The sequence below is a fragment of the Legionella stuttgartensis genome, from assembly GCF_977063405.2.
Map to the genome: position 1 here is coordinate 1 of NZ_CDRUHA020000100.1, position 473 is coordinate 473.

A 473-nucleotide genomic window follows, 5' to 3' on the forward strand; every position below is an offset into this window, starting at 1 on the left:
AGATAAAAAATATCCGCAGGAAACGCTTCACGTCCAGGAGGTCTACGCAGTAAAAGGGACAGTTCACGATAACTATTGGCATGAGCACTCAAATCATCATAGACCACCAGGGTATCTAAGCCCTTTTTCATCCAGTGCTCGGCAATGGCGCACCCTGCAAAAGGAGCTAGATAAAGTAATCCTGGTAAGGCCGTCGCTTGGGCCACCACAACAGTCGTATAGTCCAAGGCATTGGCTTCTTTTAATAATTGAATGGTAGAGCTTACTGTAGAACGTTTTTGGCCAATCAACACATAGACACAATACACATTTTTATCTTTTTGATTCATCACAATGTCAAGGGCTAAAGCACTTTTACCAAGCCCATTATCCCCAATCAGTAACTCCCTTTGTCCTTTTCCGATGGGAATTAGATTATCAAGCATCTTATTTCCCGTGTACAATGGTCGATTCACAAAGTCGCGGTGAAGAAT

General features: G+C 42.9%; 1 pseudogene. It reads right to left on the minus strand.

Annotation, left to right across the window (positions count from 1 at the left end):
- Positions 1–473 (minus strand): annotated as a pseudogene (locus tag ACWTEW_RS32310) (F0F1 ATP synthase subunit alpha); the annotation flags it as partial.